This window comes from Methanosarcina horonobensis HB-1 = JCM 15518 (genome assembly GCF_000970285.1).
Lineage (GTDB): Archaea > Halobacteriota > Methanosarcinia > Methanosarcinales > Methanosarcinaceae > Methanosarcina > Methanosarcina horonobensis.
The window spans coordinates 1594971-1613573 of record NZ_CP009516.1; the positions used below are offsets into that span (position 1 = coordinate 1594971).

The following is an 18603-nucleotide window of genomic DNA, read 5'->3' on the forward strand; positions in this document are numbered from 1 at the left end:
AAAAAATAGTCAGTGGCATGGCCTTTTTAAAAGTTTCAGGCTGCAGGATAATTAACTGAAACATGAATTCCGGTTCGAAACAGAAAATCCAGGAGTTATCTATAAATTTATTTAACTCGTTTTTTAAAAAAAGAAAAAAAGGAAGAACAACCCCATTTAGAGGCCGTAGTTCCCTGGCCGGAAGACTTTGACTTCCTTCTTATACTTGTCCAGGCAGTCGCTCATGAACTTGTCTTTGTCATCGGTAAGACCTTCAAAAGCAGCTTTTGCGTCTGCAAGAGCCTTGGTTTCGAACCTGGAAAGTTCAAGTTTACCTTTTGCCCCTTCTTCAACGATTTTAATACTCTCCAATGCTGCGTTCTTTGCACGGAGATAAATGTCGTTTCCGTTCTTTGCGATCGCCTCTCCAACTCTATAGGCGTTCTGATACGCAAGTACATAGCCCTGGGCATCTCTGTACATGTCAGAAGCTGCGAATAGATCTCTCAGAACCTTTTCATTGCCTGAGTTAAGAGCCACATTCATCAGAGCACAGTCGTATGCAAGGGATTCGGACCAGCACTGAACGGTGGTACCACCGAATTCACCGTGGTATTCAACGGACTCGTTGGACCAGAGGTCACAGCACTGCATTGTCAGGTTACCCATCAGGTCAGAGTGTGCACACGTTGAGGTCTTACCTTCCTGAGCAATCGGCACACCTGCAACGGATTTGACAATAGTGTTTTCGTATCCGCAGTCTTTTCCAGGACCAGTTGCACCGGATTCATATGCAACAAGAGTTCTTGCTGCAGAGATTGCTCTTGCAATAATTGCAATGGTGTGGGCAAGGTTCTTGTCGAGCAGACCGCCTGCGATGAACATTGCAGTGTTTGCCTGGGCACAGTCTGTGTCACCGGCTGCAACTACATTGTTCTTCTTTGCAATATCTGCAATGTCGGACCAGATCATCTCCATGTCCATGCTGCCAAGCACACCGATGCCGAAAAGTACACCTGGCATATCGTTCCTGAGAATTGCGTAGTCAAATACTTCTTTCCCACCCATGCTCTCAACGGAAAGCATATCAGCACCATTCTGAGCGCACTGTTCAAAGGCCTCCATAAAGGTATTGTATTTATCGCCTCTGAGCTCGAGGTAGTCTCTGCTCTCACGGATATCACCGATTGTGTGGCGGAGGGCGCACTTTATGCCGTGTTCGTCATGGTAGTCTTCCATGATGGTCTTCTGGGCGTGTGCGACTTCTGCTCCCCAGGAGGGGTTGTTGGACATCTGCTGGACGTGTTCGGTTTCAAGAACAACTGAAGGAGCTCCGATCTGGACCATCCTTGCCATAATGTCGGTGGTGATCCTCTCGTATTCCTTTACGAGTTTTTCTTTGGATGCACCGGCTTCAGGTCTTGGAGCATAGTTGACTTCAGGAGTTGTGTAGCCGGCACCAATCTCGAGCCCGAGTCCTGCTTTGACCGGTTTTGTAGCCTTTCCGAAGACCATCTCATCTGCTGAAGAATAAGCCATTTTAGTGAATCTGTTTACTGCCATCTACTCCACCTCCTCAGTGTTTATGGAATTTCTCCCTAAGTTTTACGATGTTATCACCGTGTGCCTTGACAAAGTCAGCCATTTTCGGGGCATCTGATGCTTCTTCACCATATACTCCGAGTTCGTACTGAGAAACGAAGTCCTGGTTAACTGCTCCGCCTCCGCATGCAAAAGGAATCCTGTAGCCTTTCTCAAGAAGTTTGTCATTAATCTCCTTAAAGGCATACATGGTTGTAGTCATTAGAGCTGTACCCGTAAGCATGAGTGGGCTTTCTTTTTCTACGGCAGATATAACTTCATCGACAGGAACATCTCTTCCCAGGTCCACTACGTCATATCCGTTTGCCCTGAGCAGTGCGGCTACAATGTTCTTTCCGATGTCATGGACGTCCCCTTCTGCGACGTGGCAGACGATCTTTCCTTTGACTTCAGGCGCTTTCCCGGCTTTTTTCTTGAGGAATTCGATACCTTCCAGCATGGCATCAGCAGACATCATGACATTTGGGAGGAAAATTACTCCATCGTCGTAAAGCTTGGAAACAACACCCATCCCTACCATCAAAGAATCATTGATAAGAGAAATCGGGTCTTTTCCGGAGTCGATAGCTTTCTGCAGACCTTCTACAACGTCATCTTCTTCCCCCTCGAAGATGGCTTTTGCAACCGGGTATATTGTCGAGTCTTTTGGATAAAGCTCTTCTGCGGCCTCTTCCGGTGTCATTTCCTTTTCCATTTTAACGTTGTAACGAACCAGAATACCACTGGGATCTATGTCTATCAAATATCTAACCTCCATTTAAACACTTGAGGAGCAATCCCTGGTTTACAGGGGCAAAGCCGGGTTAAAATAAAAGCTCCTAGAAAGATCGTAAAAAGGTTTAAGATGTACTCTAATTCCCCATTTTTAGATAATAACACCTAACCGTGATCTAAATAGGCATTAATTCCCAAAGTCTTCCCAATTTCTTAAAGGGACTTGTAACTCCCCTTAATTTAGTTGTGATTCGATATATATAAAACTCACTGAGCTAGTTTAAGGTTCTAAGACTGAAAATAAGTAGTTCTAATTCCTCCAGGTATTCTGTTTTTCTGGCTCATGCGATTGGATTTTCTTTCTTAACAAAGTATAGATCTGTGTACTGTTAGTGTGAAACTCGTAGTACTCATATAAGATGAATATTAGAAGAGATAGTCTAGAAGTTAAAAGGTATTATTCAGGAGAAACCCATTATACTACACACTGCTCTGTACATTGTCCTCGTGTCATTTCTGTTCTTTTTTTTATATTCAGAATCCATTTGAATCCTTTTGAACTGAATACCTGATAATTACAATAGAAAAGTATTTATTCAAGTACTGCGTTTAGAAGTTTCCTGGTCATGAGAGATCAGGCGGCATGCGCTTTTGAATTTATTGCAAAAGTAATTTTACAATAAAACCTATATGCAACTGAGCTGCCGGATAAAAAGCTATATATATAAGAGATGTCTTGTATGTATCCCTCGTACAGTGAATGTGCGAGCCTCATCTGCTTCCGATTTTAGTAATTGGGGCTGCAGAGTCTTTGTAGATTCAAGCAAAATTCTTTTGTGTGAAGTCTGCTTTGAAATTCTGCGAGGTGGGATAAGCTTTATATATAAGAAACGTTTTGTATGTGTTCCTCACACAATCAAACGTGTGTACGGTCCATAAAAAAGCTTTATATCTAATAAATCTCTGTATGTGTTCTCCACACAATAAATGTTGTGAAAAGGACAATACAAAGCTTTATATACAAGAAATGCCTTGTATGAATCCCTCACACAAAGCAAATGTGTGGGTTGAAATTCAAAATCTCTGTTATCTTTTAATGGAGTCAGGAGTTGTTTCCTGACTGACGAGGATTTGTCGGTTCGGTTAATTCTGGGTGATAGATGTTTCAAACATTTTATCGCGAAATGAACTAACTGAATTGATAGTTGTTAGTGCAAGTTTCTGCGACCAAGACCTTTAATTTTGAAGTGTGCGATACATTAACAATTCTGGTTGATCCTGCCAGAGGTTACTGCTATCGGTGTTCGCCTAAGCCATGCGAGTCATATGTAGCAATACATGGCGTACTGCTCAGTAACACGTGGATAACCTGCCCTTGGGTCCGGCATAACCCCGGGAAACTGGGGATAATACCGGATAACGCACATATGCTGGAATGCTTTATGCGTAAAACGGATTCGTCTGCCCAAGGATGGGTCTGCGGCCTATCAGGTAGTAGTGGGTGTAATGTACCTACTAGCCGACAACGGGTACGGGTTGTGAGAGCAAGAGCCCGGAGATGGATTCTGAGACATGAATCCAGGCCCTACGGGGCGCAGCAGGCGCGAAAACTTTACAATGCGGGAAACCGTGATAAGGGGACACCGAGTGCCAGCATCATATGCTGGCTGTCCGGGTGTGTAAAATACACCTGTTAGCAAGGGCCGGGCAAGACCGGTGCCAGCCGCCGCGGTAACACCGGCGGCCCGAGTGGTGATCGTGATTATTGGGTCTAAAGGGTCCGTAGCCGGTTTGGTCAGTCCTCCGGGAAATCTGATAGCTCAACTATTAGGCTTTCGGGGGATACTGCCAGACTTGGAACCGGGAGAGGTAAGAGGTACTACAGGGGTAGGAGTGAAATCTTGTAATCCCTGTGGGACCACCTGTGGCGAAGGCGTCTTACCAGAACGGGTTCGACGGTGAGGGACGAAAGCTGGGGGCACGAACCGGATTAGATACCCGGGTAGTCCCAGCCGTAAACGATGCTCGCTAGGTGTCAGGCATGGCGCGACCGTGTCTGGTGCCGCAGGGAAGCCGTGAAGCGAGCCACCTGGGAAGTACGGCCGCAAGGCTGAAACTTAAAGGAATTGGCGGGGGAGCACAACAACGGGTGGAGCCTGCGGTTTAATTGGACTCAACGCCGGACAACTCACCGGGGACGACAGCAATATGTAGGCCAGGCTGAAGACCTTGCCTGAATCGCTGAGAGGAGGTGCATGGCCGTCGCCAGTTCGTACTGTGAAGCATCCTGTTAAGTCAGGCAACGAGCGAGACCCGTGCCCACTGTTACCAGCATGTCCTCCGGGATGATGGGTACTCTGTGGGGACCGCCGATGTTAAATCGGAGGAAGGTGCGGGCCACGGTAGGTCAGTATGCCCCGAATTTCCCGGGCTACACGCGGGCTACAATGGATGGGACAATGGGTCCCTACCCTGAAAAGGGCTGGTAATCTCACAAACCCATTCGTAGTTCGGATCGAGGGCTGTAACTCGCCCTCGTGAAGCTGGAATCCGTAGTAATCGCGTTTCAATATAGCGCGGTGAATACGTCCCTGCTCCTTGCACACACCGCCCGTCAAACCACCCGAGTGAGGTATGGGTGAGGGCACGGACTCTGTGCCGTGTTCGAACCTGTGCTTTGCAAGGGGGGTTAAGTCGTAACAAGGTAGCCGTAGGGGAATCTGCGGCTGGATCACCTCCTAAGCATAAAACACTGTCACCCGGATGCCGATAAACCTACAAATCCTCAAACCTGAGATCCATTTGGATCTCTTGTCTCTCTCGGGCTTGTAGATCAGCTGGAAGATCGCTGCCTTTGCAAGGCAGAGGCCCTGGGTTCGAGTCCCAGCAAGTCCATTTTTGTGCACCCGGAAAGTAAATTTTCGGGGAAGGATGGATAGCCTGCGCGGAACCGCAGGCAGATGAAGTCGTGTATAGGTGCTGTATACTGGACGCTTACTGGACCTGGTTAGGTAATTAGGAATTATGCTATCAGGTGGATGGCTCGGCTCAAGAGCTGATGAAGGACGTGCCAAGCTGCGATAAGCCCGGGGTAGGTGCATGGAGCCAATGAACCCGGGATCTCCGAATGGGACCTCTCCATAGTGATCAGTAATGATCGGGAACGCTCCGAATTGAAACATCTCAGTAGGAGCGGGAAAAGAAATCAAATGAGATGCCGTAAGTAACGGCGAGTGAAACCGGCACAGTTCAAACCGAATCCCGTCAGGGAAATGTGGTGTTGTAGGGCTGTTCGTAACGTCTCGCGGCTAAATCAAACTTGCCTGGAACGGCAGACCATAGAGTGTGACAGTCACGTAGGTGTAAACCAAAAGACCGGAACATGTCCCTGAGTACCGTGCGTCGGATATCGTGCGGGAATCCGGGGGGCACCAACCTCCAAAACTAAATACTCCTTGAGACCGATAGCGAAATAGTAGGGTGACCGAACGCTGAAAAGTACCCCGAGAAGGGAGGTGCAAAGTGCCTGAAACCTGATAGTGATGGAACGATACGGCATGAAAGGATCTTTGATACGAAGGAAGCACTCGCGAGAGTGTTGTACGAGTATCACTGCCAGTGTCGTATCTTACGTTTTGAAGAACGGGCCAGGGAGTGTATCTTGATGGCAATGGCTAACCTTGTAATTGGGCAGCCGAAGCGAAAGCAACATGTGCGCAACCCTCGGGTGAGGCACGACGTATACAAGTGCGTGGAGTCATCGGGGTACGACCCGAAGCCGGGTGATCTAGGCGTGGGCAGGTTGAAGCGTGGCGAAAGCTACGTGGAGGACCGCAAGCGGTGTTGATCTGCAAATCATTCGTGTGACCTGCGTCTCGTAGTGAAATGCTAATCTAACCCGGCATCCGCTGGTTCCTTCCGAAACATGTCGCAGCATGACCTGACTGGAGATCGTCGGTGGAGTAGAGCACTGATTGGCGGTTCCGGGGGGGAAACCCCTCGCCCGCTTGTCAAACTCCAAACCCACCGTCATCAAAGAAAGTCGGAGTCCGGACTGCTGGGGTAAGCTTGTAGTCCGTAAGGGAGACAACCCAGCCCGTGGTTAAGGTCCCCAAGTGTCGACTAAGTGTAAACGCTAAAGGGCGTCCCAAGCCCAAGACAGCTGGAAGGTTAGCTTAGAAGCAGCTACCCTTCAAAGAGTGCGTAACAGCTCACCAGTCGAGGTTTGGGGCCCCGAAAATTGACGGGGCTCAAGTCGACCACCGATACCACGGAGTACCGCAAGGTAATCTCGTAGGAAGGCGTTGTGTTCGGACTGAAGCAGGGCTGTGAAGTCCTGTGGACCGTTCACAAACGAAAATCCTGGTAATAGTAGCAGCAAAGCAGGGTGAGAATCCCTGCCGCCGAAGGGGCCAGGTTTCCTCGGCAATGATCGTCAGCCGAGGGTTAGTCGGTCCTAAGACGTACCGTAATTCGAGTACGCCAAAAGGGAAACAGGTTAATATTCCTGTACCATTTAGCACTGAGTCTGACGTCTCAGGGCAGGCCGAGCGGCGTCGTCGCGCCGTCTAAGCAGCGAACCCCGTGGAGAGCCGTAATGGCGAGAAGCGGGCGAATCTGTAATGGCTAAAGTCGGCTGCACCCAGGGACCCGTGAAAAGGCAGCTAAATGTCCGTACCGAGAACTGACACAGGTGCCCCTAGCTGAAAAGGCTAAGGCGTGTCGGAGTAATTCAGTTAAGGGAATTCGGCAAATTAGCTCCGTAACTTCGGGATAAGGAGTGCCTGCTGTGAAGACAGCAGGTCGCAGTGACCAGGGGGCTCTAACTGTCTAATACCAACATAGGAGATTGCAAATCCGTAAGGACTAGTACAATCTCTGAATCCTGCTCAGTGCAGGTACCTGAAACCCCGGTTCAACGGGAAGAAGGGCCTGTAAACAGCGGGGGTAACTATGACCCTCTTAAGGTAGCGTAGTACCTTGTCGCTTAATTGGCGACTTGCATGAATGGATCAATGAGAGCCCTACTGTCCCTAACTGGAGTCCGGTGAAGCTTACATTCTAGTGCACAGTCTAGAGACCTCTAGGGGGAAGTGAAGACCCCGTGGAGCTTTACTGCAGCCTGTCGTTGGGTTGTGGTTCTGGATGTACAGTGTAGGTAGGAGGCGTCGAAGCGGGTGCGCCAGCATCCGTGGAGCCGCAATTGGGACACTACCCTTCCGGGACTACGACCCTAACTCTGCGAAGAGGACCCCGATAGGTGGGCAGTTTGCCTGGGGCGGGACGCCCTTGAAAAGATATCAAGGGCGCGCAATGGTTGACTCAAGCGGGTCGGAAACTCGCTGAAGAGTGCAAGAGCATAAGTCAGCCTGACGTTATTCAGCACAGCAGTGGATGACGAGACGAAAGTCGGTTCTAGCGAACTTTTGAGCCTCCTTGGTGGGGGCCAAAAATGACAGAAAAGTTACCCCGGGGATAATTGAGTCGTTGCCGGCAAGAGTACATATCGACCCGGCAGCTTGCTACCTCGATGTCGGTTCTTTCCATCCTGGCCGTGCAGCAGCGGCCAAGGGTGAGGTTGTTCGCCTATTAAAGGAGATCGTGAGCTGGGTTTAGACCGTCGTGAGACAGGTCGGTTACTATCTACTAGAGGTGCCAGAGGTCTGCGGGTAAGCTGCTTTTAGTACGAGAGGAACCAAGCAGCGGCGCCACTGGTGTACCGGTTGTCCGACAGGGCATCGCCGGGCAGCTACGCGCTAAGGAATAAGAGCTGAATGCATCTAAGCTCGAAATCTGACCTAAAAAGAGACCTCTTTAAGGATTCCGGTAAAAGACCGGTTTGATAGAAACGGGATGTAAGCACCAAGGCAACGAGGTGTTCAGTCCGCGTTCACTAACTATTCGTTCCTTTCACCTAATTCAGGTCCAGGCGAAATCCGGTATGCAGCACCATACATGACTTCTTATTCCACAAAATATCCATTTTATAGGTTGAGTTTGGCGGCCATAGCGGCAGGGCAACTCCTGTACCCATCCCGAACACAGCAGATAAGCCTGCCCGCGTTCCTTACTGTACTGAAGTGTGCGAGCCTTCGGGAACTCTGGATCGCTGCCAAGCTCACCTTATAATACTTTAATACTTCTAATTTTAAAACTGATTTTTTGAATTGCTTTTTCTCAATGATTTCTGATTTGTTTTCAAGAATTCCTTAGTTTCTTATTCTATGATCATTAATAATATCCTTTCAGAAACTTCTCTTTATGAAATTCTATAGCTTCAGACTTTTAAACTCTGGCCTGTCTATAAATTGAGCCATGTGTCTTAAACTTCTTACATTTTTCTAGAATTTGGTAGTTTCTTTTGATTGAAACCATTTTTTTATTTTAATCAAAGGTATTTAGAAGATTTATAGCATTAATTAACGTTATACCGAGCTAGATGCTCTTAATAAGAAGATAATAATCCCTGTTATTGTAAGTATGAGAGTTTGAAAGCTAAATTTCCGAAAATCAAGGTTTATTTTTCAGAATATATGTTTCAAAATCATTTTATTATCTCAAATTATTATTTTACTATTCATTATAAACCTAATATTTCTTTTTTCGGACTTTGGCTAATTAAGGGGGATCACTTGCTCATGAAAGGAAAATTGATTCTGAATATTTGCATATTTTTATCTTATGTACTAATGGCGACAGTAGCCCAAGCAGATGATGCAGTTATTACCGCTAATATTAATGGGGGGGAAAATTATAGTTCGATTCAGGAAACTATCGACAATGCACATAACGGGAATACGAATTCCCAGGAAGAAGCCGCTGTTATTGAAGTAACCGAAATTGGGCAGATAAACACGTCTCTTCAGGAAGGTCCGGTTTTTTTGAGACTCGGAGCTGAGTGGTGCTCTTCTTGCCAGTCTCTGAAACCGATCATGAGTGAGCTGGCAGCGGAATATGGAGGAAAAGCAACTATCATGTCTGCGGACATAGACCAGAATCCCGAACTTAAAACCTATTTCGGAGTAAAATACATTCCTGATTCCTCAGTAATAGTAGGTATTGAAGAAGGAGAATATGTTTACATGCAGGAGAATGGGAGTGTTAGCAAGGACAGGTCTCAGGCTAGAATAGTCAGGTTAAAGAATAAGCAAGCATTTGAAAGACTTCTGAATCTTTCTCTTCTCAACGAAAAAGAGATAGATCAGGTTAAAGATTAGCCTTACTGAAAGGCTTATTTTCAAAATCACAATATATTTGAGGGTTCAGATCCTCAATAAAACCGGAATTTTGGAAAAAAACATGATGAACATCAAAATGTAAAAACAATCCAAAAGAAAAAGAAAGATGAAGAAAGTAAATAGTAAAGTGAGATAGTCTGCTATCTCACGTGTTTTTCGTTTTCGTCTCATAAAAGTATTTTTTGTACTGCAGTTAATTACTCCACCTTATTCTCCTCTCAGCTCAAGCCCTGCCTTAATTCCTTTTATAACTGCTTCAGTGATCTTTTTTCCAAACTCCGTACTCGAACCTGCATATGGAATTCCCTGATTTTTTTCACTTTCAGAGTCAGGTTCTGAGTCTATCTCATAGGCAACAACAACTGCATCCGTATTGGTGCCCAGAAAAGTATATCCTTTCTCAAGAAGCGCAAGCCCTTTAGCTTCGGTGGCTGTAATTATTGCGCCGAGGAGAGCTGTCTCTGATAGTCTTGCTTTTGAGACCAGAATTATATTTATGGTTCCTACCTTTGCCCTGAATTTCGAGCCATTGCTTACGCCAGCAGTTATAAAAGCTGTAAGATAGTCGTCTTCGATGACCTGGAGATATTCCATATTTACTGCTGTCAGGAGGCCGAAGGTATTGGCTACCTCAAGGCCCATTTTCAGAGCTTCTTCTTTTATGAACTCTCTTGGATCAGGTGGGTTGAAAGTTCTTGGCACCTGCCTGTTGAAAATGTACTTTACCCGTGCACGTCCCCCATTTAAACCCGTGCTCACGGCTTCGAAATTACCTTCAATGACAAGAGTACTGTCTTTTGCATAGTATCTCATATAATGATCACGTTTTTTCCAGATGATAATATGCCAGTGGTATCTATTGAGATTTGTGCTCATTGAAATAATACTTTTCAATTATAGTTTGAATGGAAGGTCTGGAAAACACAGTAGGCAATTCACAAGTTTAGCCGGGAAGAATGTCACATTTTCTCAATTGCTTTCAGACAGCTCTTTGCTTCTTTCAGGAGATAATTTCTGTATTTTGAGTTACATTTTAAGATGGCAATTCTCAGCAGACCATAAGCCATATAAAACGGAATAATTTCAGTTATTTTTCGAAATTCTTCCTCGTCTTTGCTGTAATGTCTTAGAAAGTGATGAATATAAGGCTCTGCCCTTTGATCAGACCCTTTCCGCGCAAAGTAGTGCTTTAACTCGGCGCAAAGTATCCCAAGGTCACATGCAAAATGTCCATGCCTGGATGCCAGTTCGAAATCAAGAAGAAACGGTCTTCCCTTGTGAAATATATAGTTTACAGGTGTAGAGTCATTGTGGACCATGCAGCCCTTTTCTCTGTCCAGAAAGGAGCTGTACCACCATTTTCCAAGGAGATGTTCATACTTTTCTTTTTCGTGAAGATTGATCTTGAGATGCTTCAAAACATAATGAAATTTTGAAAACTCATTTTCTTTGTCATAGTGTGCCTGCGTATTTTCATGAAGTTTTCTGAGCATATCTGCCAAATATTCTAATTTTTTCTTCGGTTCCTTCCTGTGGTCAAAGTACCAGAATAGGGGCTTTCCGGGCACGTATTCGCTGACAAGGACACAGTGAAAACCTTTATTTATTGCAATCGGCTCAGGGACATCAATTATTCTCCTGGCTTTTTTAAGATATTTATATTCTTTTTTCATCAAGTCGTAGCTATCGTATTTTTTGATCATTCCGGTGGGTATCCCGAAAAATTTAGCTATAACGCTAAATCCTTCCCCTTTAAACTCATACCTGCAGACCCTGTGCGATGCATGGCTGAGTTTGAAAACGCGAACTTCGCAATCTTTGTTCCGTAACCTATCCCCGAGCACCTCTATAAGCCAGTCCCCGAAAGTGTTTCCTGGCTTTATAGTCCTGATGTATTCAAAAGATGCCATGAAATGTCCCAACATTTATGGTTTACTATACCCTGAAATTATTTTGCATATAAAAAATAATTATATTGTTCATTTGATGATATAAACGCAGATGATTTAACTTTAAGGCGGGAAGTCTCCCCTTCCTCGGAGCGAAGCGACAGGTGGGGGATGAAAGCCGTCAACTTCACTATATTAAGTTTAACAGAACCTATATATCTTTTTAAAACGCATAATGTATAGTATGTTAAAAGCCTACAAATATCGAATCTACCCTAGCAAAAAACAAAAGGAAATGATACAAGTTCATTTTGGTGCATGTAGATTTGTCTATAACTGGGCTTTAGAACAAAAGATAAAAACTTATGAACAAACTGGGAAATCAATATCGAGGTTTGATTTACAGCACATTTTAGTCCATGAAGTAAAACCTTCTAACGAATGGTTAAAAGAAGCTAATTCACAGGCTCTACTTGCCTCTTTAGTAAATGTAGAATCAGCATTTACTAAATTCTTTAGAGAGAAATCCGGATTTCCTAAGTTCAAGTCTAAGAAAAATCCGGTTCAATCATATCAAATGGCTCAACATTATGCGGTAGATTTTGAGAAGCAGATAATTAAGCTTCCTAAAATAGGTGAAGTTAAAACCATACTTCATAGAAGGTTTGAAGGCAAACTTAAAACCGCAACAATTTCAAGATCAAGTACAGGAAAATATTATATCAGTATCCTTGTAGATAATGAAAAAGATATTCTGAAAAGCAGAACTTTTCAGAATCAACTACAATAGGTATTGATGCAGGCATCAAAGATTTTGCAGTTCTATCAAATGGAGAAAAGGTTGAAAATCCAAAATACCTTAAAAATTCTCTAAAAAGAATGAAAGTTCTCCAAAAAAGAGTATCGAGAAAAGTTAAAGGCTCTAAGAATAGGAATAAGGCTAGACAGCATCTTTCAAAAATCCATGAAACTATTAGCAATCAGAGAAATAATTTCCAGCATCAACTCTCTTTTAGACTGATTAGCGAGAACCAAGCTATTGCGCTGGAAACTCTGAATGTTAAAGGTATGGTAAAAAATCATTGTCTGGCTCAATCTATTTCAGATGCTTCGTTCAGTGGTTTTGTAACAAAATTAGAGTATAAAGCTGAATGGTTGGGAAAAACCATTTTACGAATAGGAAGATTTGAGCCATCTTCTAAATTATGCAATGTTTGTGGGCATCACAATTCTAATCTAACTCTTGATGTTAGAGAGTGGACGTGTCCTGATTGCAAAACAAAGCATGACAGAGACGTAAATGCTGCAATCAATATCAAAAAGTTCTCTCTTCAAGATCAAAATCTTATAGTTATCTGACACCTACGGAACGTAGGGGATGAGCTTGTGGACTTGCGAACGGTAGTTCGAGGGATGAAGCAAGAAGCCACTTCCTCGCTTTCATCAGAAAGCAGGGAGGGGTAGTTCACAATAAAGCTTCAAAACTTCAAAATTGCAACTTTACTACAACTTTAGGAGGCTGTAAAGGCTTTTCTCTTTAGATCTCCTAATTTTATTCTTGTCTATATTGAAATATGATGATTATGTATAGATATTTGGGTTATCTACGAAATCCCATTTTTCCTAAATCATAAGAGTTTTCTGGATATCTCATTATCAAAGTCCCTGTGTGTTTAAATGTCTGAAAATTCGGTATTGATTTCATGGAATAAATTAATCGATAAAATCAAAAAGAAGAGCAAATTTTCAGCAGATTTTCAGCAAAATTTCATTGCACTGGAAACTCAATCATGAAAATATCAACCATATAACGAAGGACATCGCTGAAGTCAAACACAGCTAAAAGTGAAACCGTCATAAGACAATCTGTGAAAAAGAATGAAGTAAAATAAAGGGGAGGTAAAATAATGGCCGGATATCTTAAAATCGCTGAGATTTTACACTAGATGACCTCACGTAAATATAGTAGCGGCAGGATCAGCTATTGAGAATACTAAACATGGGATTTACTTTTCGAGCTTCCGTAACATAGCTAATTTGACTGTTTTTTTACTTGATCAACAACTCACTGACATGACATGGATTTGATTTTAAAATATGCATTTTTTACTCTATCTGTGTTACTCCTCTCCTATCTCTTTTCTGAATTCTATATAATCTCTCTCAACCTCTTCGAGTTCGTATTCCATTTTATTACTCCGTTTTATGGTTATAGCAGTTGAAATTCTTTCCATGGGCTTACAAAATTAAAGAGAATTTTCACTTCATCAAAGGCTGAAACTATGCTATTGCCGAAAATTACCATGTAAAACTATTTTTAGAATCTTTTTCTCCAGTATTTTTCATATTCAAAATCATTATCCTGCTACTATATGGCTCACATTTCATGCTTGTATATTCTATCATATATACTTTTTGTGGGCAATCTATATAATAATAGTGTATTCTATATAACTATAAAGATATATGTGCTATTTTTCAACATTAGCAAAAACGCAAGGATGCTAGCCTGATTAATCATCTTTTAACAAACATTTGATTTGAACTCTTTTTTTATATTATATTACATAAATAGTAAATGGAGGTTGGGCAACTGGATTTGGGAAGGCAATAGATATCTGAATCTAGAAGATAAGCTTATCAAGAGAAGTTCGAGATATTGAGAGTTTATAAAATATGAGGTCGTGGAAGGTCAAGGACCTTTTTCGGACAGGGACCAAACTCATACCTGATGTCAGCGAGGAACTCCAGGACAAATAAACTAAAAGATGGGGGAGGAAATTGAATGCAAGCAAGTGCTACTGAAGTTCAAAATGCTTTAGGAAACTTGAATTATCCTATAAAGAAGAGACAACTTGTCGAGGAAGCTAAAAGGCAAAATGTCAGTAACGATGTAATGCAGATTCTTGAGAATATTCCAAATAGGGAATACGATAGTTCTTCCAATGTCATGCAAGAATTCGAAGGTTTTCAGAAGGCTGTACAGGTTTTTCATAACAGGCAGTATCCTGCAAGAAAGCAGGAACTTGTTGAGGAAGCTAAAAATCTGCACGTTCGCGATGTGATAGTAAGAGCTCTTGAGGCCTGTCCGGACAAGGAATACAGCAGTCCTGCCGATGTTTTCAACGAATGCAGAGCTAGGCTACAGGGTGAAAACTCAATTTAGAGCAAGTCAGTTCAAACGAGAAGAGAGAAAAGATATGACTGTTGGTTAATCCCTACTTTTTTCCATTTCCCAACATCCACTTTTTTACAATTCTAAGCACCCAAAAATCAGAGTAGCCTTTTTTTGAGTATCTCGGTTTTCAGAGCAACAGGACTTTTATGATAGGCTCTTCTTTGGACACAAGAATAAAACTTCAAAATCCGAGCAAAAGCAGAATGCTTATTGAGATTGCACCGGCAGCAAGACAGGCTTTCAGAGATATGTTGTTTCCGGCGCCAAAGGAGGCTCTCATAAATAAAGCTAGTGAATCTGACATCCGAAGCGATGTCATTCAAGCACTCTCGTACATTCCTAACAGACAATACCTGAATATCGGCGACGCCATCGGCGAAATAGATGTTGTTCAGAATATTGTACAGCCTTTCATATGTTTAGATTATCCTGTGACGAAAGAACAACTTATTGAGGCAGCCAGGGACTATAATTCTCCGGGTTATGTAATGGGTGGACTCACTAATTGTCCAGATAGAACTTATGACAGCTTCAGTGATGTAGTCAATTGTTGTGGCGGCATGTTTAATTGGTGAGGCTGTAAACATCTCAATTTAAGAAGGATTTGGTTTTTTCTTTCTTTTCAGGGATTTTTCGCGCCTTTAAAGTCAACTTCTTTTTTCATATATGTTCGGTACTGAACCTCTCTTATGCTCTTTTTTCTTCGTATATCAAGATTTAAAAATCACAGGGACCGGCCATTTCGGCATAATAAAAAATTGGAATAATATTTTGAGTCTGAAATGATTATTAAATATAAGTTATATTTTTCGATTACGGAAATTTTGATTATAGAAATATCTATGGGGGGTAAAATTGCTTAAAATAGGATATAAAATTGCACCTGAACAGTTTCCTCCTTCCGAGTTGCTGCAGCAGGTAATAGCTGCTGAACAGGCAGGTTTTGAGAGTATTGATGCAAGTGACCATTTTCATCCCTGGAGTGAAGAAGGACAGGCCTGCTTTGTCTGGAGCTGGCTCGGAGCTGCAGCTGCAAGGACAAATACTATTGAACTTGGAACAGGCCTGACCTGTCCTATCCTTCGCTATAATCCCGCTATCATTGCTCAGGCTGCTGCGACAGTATCTTCACTTGCCGGAGGAAGAACGTATCTCGGAGTTGGAACAGGGGAAGCCTTAAGTGAGTATTCAATAACCTTAAAATGGCCGACGTATGATAAGCGTCAGGCTCGCATGATAGAGGCAATAGAACTTATCCGTAAACTCTGGACAGGGGAAAAAATCAGTTTTGATGGGTCCTACTATCGAACAAAAAAAGCCAAATTATACACTCTACCAAAAAATGAGATACCGATTTATATTTCCTCTCTTGTGCCTGAAAGTGCATATGTTGCAGGCTATTATGGAGACGGTCTTTTAACTGTAGGAGGGAAAGAAAGCCTGGATAAGTGTAAACAGATTCTCTCCCAGTTTGAAAAAGGAGCCATGGATGCTGGAAGATATATAGAGAAGATGCCAAAGGCAATAGAAATCAATGTTGAATATGGAGTAGACATTGAAGAGGCTGTTGAGAACCGCAAGAAGTTCTGGGCTGGAGCTAAAGTTCATGCGCTTTACTTAAATAAGATTTACACTCCAGAAATGTCTGCTCAAAACGGAAAAGTTGTGAGTACCGAACATATACGGAAAAGTGGCTGCTTCTCCGAAAACCCTGACAAACAAATTGAGTTCGTAAAGAAATTTATCGATATCGGTTTCACCCATGTTTATGTCCATTCGGCAGCTTCGGACCAGATAGCTTTCATCAAAGCTTACGGAAGAGACGTTTTGCCAGCATTAAAAGAGAAGTGATTGGTATCCTGAAAAAAATATCAAAAATTAGACTCATATAGGATAAAAAGTAGTTACTCGCATTCCCTCTTATCGAAACCGTACTTGAAGTTTACGATATCTGAAACTGTCAATAATATCAAGTATGACTTCAGTATTGTTCCTGTTGCCTTCTGGTATTTAACGCGGAGGCAAAGTGGAAAGGCGCCCCTTCCTAGACAGACATCAGTCTGCCCTGGGGGGGGCACTTGGAATATTTACTTCGGATTAACCTACGAAAAGGAAATTTTCGAATTGCCATGGATCGGGATTGTGTTTCACGGCTGGATTTTCTTTGAAAAATATTTTGCGATTTTTAAGCGGTGTCCAGTCCGACGGTGTGGAAATTAACTTTCCAAGGTACGGTTTAGCAATATCCAGGACAAAATCATGAGGCAGGTCCTCAGGTGTTTTTATACCTTCTCTCGGGTTTTCAAGCATCCAGAGTATAGCAGCAACAATGCCTGCAGCTACCTGAACAGTAGTAGCATTCTGACCGGGAGCAAGGGATCTGGCCTCTTCAATGCTCAACGAACTCCCAGTCCACCAGGAATTATAAGAATGGCCCATCAAGAGTGCTCCCATCACATCCTCCCCAGATATAATTTCATTTGTCATAATCCTGAGTCTGGGTTGAAGCTCATAATTCCGGCCTCGCAATTCACAAAGAGAGGAAAGTGTATCATGACATGGCATATAAGCATAATGAACAGTAGGCCGATAGATCGCCTCATCATTTTCCCAAACAGTTAACAGTTTTGAAAGGCCATATGATTCGCCATGACGAATCGCCATACCTACAATTTCTTCATCCGGTATCCACGATCTGACCCAGGTATTAATGCCCATCCGGGGCAAGAAAATCGTATTTTTCAGTCCGTAAGGAGGTATATGCGCCAGGGGCGGCAATTTGCTCTCATGCGTTCCCCAGGCTATTTCAACCGGAGCCGTCCCTTCTTCCCTCAATCCTTCAATGCTCCATGTTCCTACAAATTCATTAACTTCCTTTGGCCGGTTGGTAATTTGAGTATCCCGCTCGCTACAATGGATCACTTTGATTCCCAATTTCTCAGCCAGGCGGGCAAAATCCCTGTTTTTTGCAAGAAGAGTAATTTCGTTTTCATCTTCGGGAGAGACTTTCTTATCCGCACAGGTGCGGGCGGCAATATCCAGCAAACCTTGCTTTACGAAGTGAGTTATCAGGCCAGGATTTGCTCCATGGTCAACAACAGCAGTCGGTGCATCTTTCCAGTCACGGGAAAGTTCAAGCAATCTCATTTGCCGTAAATAAAGCGATTTTTCCAGTAGACTTTGAGTCAAAAATTTCTCAGCAGGATCCCATACTTCAACTGAAGTGTTAACGTACAATACATTGTGATCATGGCACCACTTAATAATGTCATTGGCATCAATATTCCATGAAAGATCAATGATCAAGCCTTCATTTTCCATATATTGTGACAGAACCTGATCCAAATTTTTCGGGGTAATCTTTTCACAGACAAATCTCAGTCCCTGATTAGTATACTTTTTCAGGGCTTTTGATTTGTCTTCAAAATCAATTAAGGTAATGTTTTCTAGCGGAACATCGAGTTTGTCCAGTAAAAGGGGTAGGGTGCATTGTGAGACGGATCCATAGCCAATAATGAGGACTTTATTGGAAAACCTTTTTTTCATGGTTTCGTAAAACGTAAGGCACAGATATAACTTTTCTCATATTAACTTTTCTCAATAATGTGACCTGATTCCTCCAAACATGAGCGGATATCCATGATTGAAAAAGACAGTCATCCCGCATATTTTCTAAAAATCTGAACAATCTTCGTCCTAGATTAACAAAACAGATCGGGTGCAAATATGAAAAGTCAAGTTCTAAATTAAAAAATACATAATATCAGAGTGCGAGGAGTGCAATTCGAACGCAAGAACTCCTACGAGACTAGACTCTGAATCTGGCGCCTTTGACTTGGCTGGGCAATCCTCGCATTTTGGTTTGTTTAATGTTAAATAAAATTTAGTCATCTATATTAATCTCTGAAAGAAATATAATAGCCTCGGACTCGTAAGGTAAAAAATAGAAGGAAGTAATAATCATTCTTTATAATTAAGTTTCACCTTTGTTGCTTCCAGTACT

The 18603-nt window shown here is 42.9% G+C and carries 9 protein-coding genes, 2 tRNA genes, 3 rRNA genes and 1 pseudogene; 9 read left to right on the forward strand and 6 right to left on the reverse strand.

The features are described from left to right. Positions 1-156: 156 nt before the first annotated feature. Positions 157-1542 (reverse strand): methanol--corrinoid protein co-methyltransferase MtaB, encoded by a 1386-nt coding sequence (gene mtaB, locus MSHOH_RS07125; RefSeq protein WP_048138490.1) that lies wholly within the window; start codon positions 1540-1542, stop codon positions 157-159. Positions 1543-1555: 13 nt separating this feature from the next. Then, on the reverse strand, positions 1556-2338 hold the full coding sequence (mtaC, locus tag MSHOH_RS07130) for a methanol--corrinoid protein MtaC (RefSeq protein WP_204245399.1): 783 nt from the start codon (positions 2336-2338) through the stop codon (positions 1556-1558). Positions 2339-3560: 1222 nt separating this feature from the next. Between mtaC and MSHOH_RS07135 the strand changes: the two genes are divergently transcribed. From MSHOH_RS07135 to MSHOH_RS07155, 5 genes are all read left to right on the forward strand, one after another. After that, a 16S ribosomal RNA gene (locus MSHOH_RS07135) occupies positions 3561-5035 on the forward strand. An 82-nt stretch (positions 5036-5117) separates the two neighbouring features. Next, a tRNA-Ala gene (locus MSHOH_RS07140) sits at positions 5118-5190 on the forward strand. A gap of 118 nt (positions 5191-5308) precedes the next feature. Then, a 23S ribosomal RNA gene (locus MSHOH_RS07145) occupies positions 5309-8212 on the forward strand. Positions 8213-8291: 79 nt separating this feature from the next. Next, positions 8292-8413: ribosomal RNA gene (gene rrf / locus MSHOH_RS07150) — 5S ribosomal RNA — on the forward strand. Together the 16S, 23S and 5S rRNA genes with 1 tRNA gene alongside form the textbook arrangement of a ribosomal RNA operon. Positions 8414-8933: 520 nt before the next feature. Next, a complete protein-coding gene (locus MSHOH_RS07155; RefSeq protein ID WP_052730752.1) occupies positions 8934-9512 on the forward strand; it encodes a thioredoxin family protein in 579 nt (192 codons plus the stop codon). Positions 9513-9740: 228 nt separating this feature from the next. On the opposite strand, the gene cbiZ is transcribed toward MSHOH_RS07155, so the two are convergent. Next, positions 9741-10346, reverse strand: a complete 606-nt coding sequence (cbiZ, locus tag MSHOH_RS07160; protein WP_048138494.1) for an adenosylcobinamide amidohydrolase — start codon at positions 10344-10346, stop codon at positions 9741-9743. Positions 10347-10492: 146 nt separating this feature from the next. Continuing rightward, entirely contained in the window at positions 10493-11443 is a 951-nt protein-coding gene (locus MSHOH_RS07165; RefSeq protein WP_048138496.1) for a phosphotransferase, read from the reverse strand. 223 nt (positions 11444-11666) lie between these two features. Between MSHOH_RS07165 and tnpB the strand changes: the two are divergent. The 4 genes and pseudogenes from tnpB (at position 11667) to MSHOH_RS07185 (ending at position 16451) form a co-directional block, all read left to right on the forward strand. After that, positions 11667-12781, forward strand: a pseudogene (tnpB, locus tag MSHOH_RS07170) (IS200/IS605 family element RNA-guided endonuclease TnpB). 1426 nt (positions 12782-14207) lie between these two features. Next, complete coding sequence (locus MSHOH_RS07175; protein WP_048138498.1) at positions 14208-14588, forward strand: DUF2795 domain-containing protein; 381 nt, start codon at positions 14208-14210, stop codon at positions 14586-14588. Between the two features lie 158 nt (positions 14589-14746). Further along, a complete protein-coding gene (locus MSHOH_RS07180; RefSeq protein ID WP_052730753.1) occupies positions 14747-15175 on the forward strand; it encodes a DUF2795 domain-containing protein in 429 nt (142 codons plus the stop codon). A gap of 280 nt (positions 15176-15455) precedes the next feature. Continuing rightward, positions 15456-16451: a TIGR03557 family F420-dependent LLM class oxidoreductase gene (locus MSHOH_RS07185; RefSeq protein ID WP_048138500.1), complete on the forward strand. Its 996-nt coding sequence runs from the start codon at positions 15456-15458 to the stop codon at positions 16449-16451. Positions 16452-16697: 246 nt separating this feature from the next. On the opposite strand, the gene MSHOH_RS07190 is transcribed toward MSHOH_RS07185, so the two are convergent. Then, positions 16698-18146 carry a saccharopine dehydrogenase C-terminal domain-containing protein gene (locus MSHOH_RS07190; protein WP_048138502.1) on the reverse strand — a complete coding sequence of 483 codons (1449 nt, stop codon included), beginning with the start codon at positions 18144-18146 and terminating at the stop codon, positions 16698-16700. Between the two features lie 223 nt (positions 18147-18369). Further along, positions 18370-18454: transfer RNA gene (locus MSHOH_RS07195), tRNA-Leu, on the reverse strand. Positions 18455-18603: the final 149 nt, after the last annotated feature.